At 69.9% G+C, this 3300-nt stretch carries 4 protein-coding genes and 1 pseudogene; all 5 read left to right on the forward strand.

Annotated elements, in window-relative coordinates; genetic code table 11:
- Nucleotides 1-228: pseudogene (locus ABNT58_RS18465) on the forward strand (MFS transporter); the annotation flags it as partial.
- A complete protein-coding gene (locus ABNT58_RS18470; protein ID WP_348754905.1) occupies nt 225-359 on the forward strand; it encodes a hypothetical protein in 135 nt (44 codons plus the stop codon). The pseudogene ABNT58_RS18465 and the gene ABNT58_RS18470, both read left to right, overlap by 4 nt.
- Nucleotides 359-898 (forward strand): class I SAM-dependent methyltransferase, encoded by a 540-nt coding sequence (locus ABNT58_RS18475; protein WP_348754906.1) that lies wholly within the window; start codon nt 359-361, stop codon nt 896-898. Before ABNT58_RS18470 ends, ABNT58_RS18475 begins: the two co-directional genes overlap by 1 nt.
- A 55-nt stretch (nt 899-953) precedes the next feature.
- Nucleotides 954-1835 carry a 4-hydroxy-tetrahydrodipicolinate synthase gene (gene dapA, locus ABNT58_RS18480; protein ID WP_348754907.1) on the forward strand — a complete coding sequence of 294 codons (882 nt, stop codon included), beginning with the start codon at nt 954-956 and terminating at the stop codon, nt 1833-1835.
- Nucleotides 1836-1961: 126 nt separating this feature from the next.
- Nucleotides 1962-3104, forward strand: coding sequence for an outer membrane protein assembly factor BamC (gene bamC, locus ABNT58_RS18485; protein ID WP_348754908.1), 1143 nt, complete (start codon nt 1962-1964; stop codon nt 3102-3104).
- Nucleotides 3105-3300 lie beyond the last annotated feature (196 nt).

Genomic DNA, 3300 nt, shown 5'->3' on the forward strand with positions numbered 1-3300 from the left:
CAGATCTTCGGCGTGCAGTACCTGTCCACGCTGGGCGGCTTCGTGTTCCTCAGCCACCAGATCGGCAGCTTCCTGGGCGTGTGGCTGGGCGGCAAGCTCTACGACACCACCGGCAGCTACGACGTGGTGTGGTGGCTGGCCGCGGCGCTGGGCCTGTTCGCGGCCGCCATCAACCTGCCGGTGCGTGAAGGTCCGATCGCCCGCCAGCCGGTGGCGGTGGCGGCATGAGGCCCAGCCCCGCCACACGCCGCCTGCTGGCCTGGGCCGCCGCACTGGCGGTGCTGGGCGCGGTGTTCGCGGCCTACCTGCAGCCCACGCTGATGGTGGAGCTGGCCAACCAGATGTGGGCCTGCTTCTGATGCACGGCGGTACCGAACCCTCGGCCTGGGTGCAGCGCTGGGCGCCCTTGATACGCCCCGGCGGCAAGGTGCTGGACGTGGCCTGCGGCAGCGGCCGCCACTTGCGCTGGATGGCCGCGCGCGGCCATGCGGTGACGGGCGTGGACCGCGACGCGCAGGCGCTGGCACCGCTGCAGCCGCTGGGCGACCTGATCGTGGCCGACATCGAAGCCGGCCCCTGGCCGCTGCCCGGCGAGACCTTCGACGCCGTGGTGGTGACGAACTACCTGTGGCGCCCGCTGATGCCCACGCTGCTGCAGTGCCTGGCCCCTGGTGGCGTGCTGATTTACGAAACTTTTACCGAGGGCCAGGCCCGCATCGGCAAGCCTTCGCGGCCCGATTTCCTGCTGCGGCCTGGCGAGTTGCTGACGGTGGCGCAAGGCCTGCGCATCGTCGCGTACGAAGACGGTTTCCTGGCTTCGCCCGATCGCTTCGTCCAGCGCGTCGCGGCCATCCGGCCGGGGGCGCCGGGCGCCGAGCCGGCTCGTTATCCCCTGTGAGGGGCCGACCGGCCGACGGTTAAACTCCGTCGATTAGGAAGAAGCCGGTACCGCTATGAACCCGATTGTTGGCAGCATCGTCGCGCTGATCACGCCGATGCACGAAGACGGCAGCGTCGACTACCCCGCACTGCGCAAGCTGATCGACTGGCACATCGCTGAAGGCACCGACTGCATCGGTGTCGTCGGCACCACCGGCGAATCGCCCACCGTCTCGGTGGAAGAGCACTGCGAGATCATCCGCGTCGCGGTGGAGCAGGCGGCGGGCCGCGTGCCCATCATGGCCGGCGCCGGCGCCAATTCCACGCAGGAAGCCATCGAGCTCACCCGCTTCGCCAAGAGCGTGGGTGCCGACTGCTCGCTGCAGGTCGTGCCCTACTACAACAAGCCGACGCAGGAAGGCATCTACCGCCACTTCAAGACCATCGCCGAGGCGGTGGACCTGCCGGTGGTGCTGTACAACGTGCCCGGCCGCACCGTGGCCGACATGAGCGTGGAAACCACGCTGCGCCTGGCGCAGGTACCGGGCATCATCGGCATCAAGGAAGCCACCGGCAACATCGAACGCGCCGCCTGGTTGGTGCGCGAACTGCCCGAAAGCTTTTCGGTGTATTCGGGCGACGACGGCACCGCCGTGGCCTTGATGCTGCTGGGTGGCCAGGGCAACGTGAGCGTCACCGCCAACGTGGCGCCGCGCCTGATGCACGAGCTGTGCAAGGCCGCCGTGGCCGGCGATGCGCTGCGCGCCCGCGAACTGCACCTGCAGCTGCTGCCGCTGCACAAGCAGCTGTTCTGCGAACCCAACCCGATCCCCGTGAAGTGGGCGCTGAACCGCATGGGCCTCTGCGGCCCGGCGCTGCGCCTGCCGCTCACACCGCTGGACGCAGCCCTGCAGCCGGTGGTCGACAAGGCCTTGCGCGACAGCGGCGTGCTGTAAGCCGAACGCCCCGCGCCTTTTTCTTCCACGTCCGACAACTTCTCGCCCGGCGCCCCGCAGCGCCGGCGGCCTCTCCCGATGCGTCAACTGAACCGTTCCACTACCGCGCTGGCTGTCCTGGCGCTCATGGCCACGCTGGCCGGGTGCTCGAGCGTCGAGAACCTGATGTCGGGCGACAAGATCGACTACCGCAGCAAGTCCAAGCAGTCGAGCTCGCCGCTGGAAGTGCCGCCCGACCTGACGCAGCTGGCCCGCGATGGCCGCTACCAGACCGCCTCGGGCAGCGTCAGCGCCGCCGGCTACCAGGCCACTGCCAACGTGCCGGGCGCCGTCAACACGCCGGAGGCGACGCCCACCGTGGCCCCGCAGGCCATTGGCGACATCCGCGTGCTGCGCGACGGCAACCAGCGCTGGCTGTTCGTGCCTTCCACACCCGAGCAGCTGTGGCCCCAGCTGCAGCAGTTCTGGCAGGAGCGTGGCTTTGTGCTGGCCACCGACAGCCCGCAGGCCGGCGTGATGGAAACCGACTGGGCCGAAAACCGCGCCAAGATCGCCGACGACATCATCCGCCGCACGCTGGGCCGGGTGCTCGATTCGCTGTACTCCACCGGTGAGCGCGACAAGTTCCGCACCCGCGTGGAACGCGTGGCCGGCGGCACCGAGGTGTACATCAGCCACCGCGGCATGCAGGAGGTCTACACCAGCCGCGAGCGCGACCAGACCAACTGGACCGTGCGCCCCAGCGACCCGGAGCTGGAAGCCGAATTCCTGCAGCGCCTGATGGTCAAGCTGGGCACCGACAAGACCCGCGCCGACCAGGCCATCGCCTCGGCCGGCGCCGCGGCACCCAGCGGTGCGCCCGCCACCCCCGGCACGCCGGTGAACGCCCGCGCCCGCGTGCTGGCCGGCACCGAAGCGGCCACGCTGCAGGTGGACGAAGGCTTCGACCGGGCCTGGCGCCGTGTGGGCCTGGCGCTGGACCGTGGCGGCTTCACCGTGGAAGACCGTGACCGCGCCGGCGGCATCTACTACGTGCGTTATGCCGATCCCAAGATGGCCGGCAAGGAAGAGCCGGGCTTCTTCTCCAAGCTGTTCACCTGGGGCGACGACAAGGGCAAGAACACCCTGACCGGCCCGGGCCGCTACCGCATCAACCTGAAGTCCACCGGCAACCAGACCACGGCGGCCGTCTACACCTCGGCCGGCCAGCCGGAAAACGGCGACATCGGCCAGCGCATCGTCCGCATCCTGGCTGACGACCTCAAGTAAATGGGGCACCCGGTCGCACACCTGCGGCGCGGGACCACCCGCCGAGCGGGTGGCGCGGCCGCCTTGGGAGCGGCCCGGTGCCGGCCGCGTACCCGTTGAACCAGCCGCACGCATGCTGAGATTCCGCAGCCTGGGCAGCGGCAGCACCGGCAACGGCACGCTGATCGAATCCACCCGCAACGGCCGCACCACGCGG

It is taken from the genome of uncultured Aquincola sp., from assembly GCF_964001545.1.
Taxonomy (GTDB): domain Bacteria; phylum Pseudomonadota; class Gammaproteobacteria; order Burkholderiales; family Burkholderiaceae_C; genus Aquincola.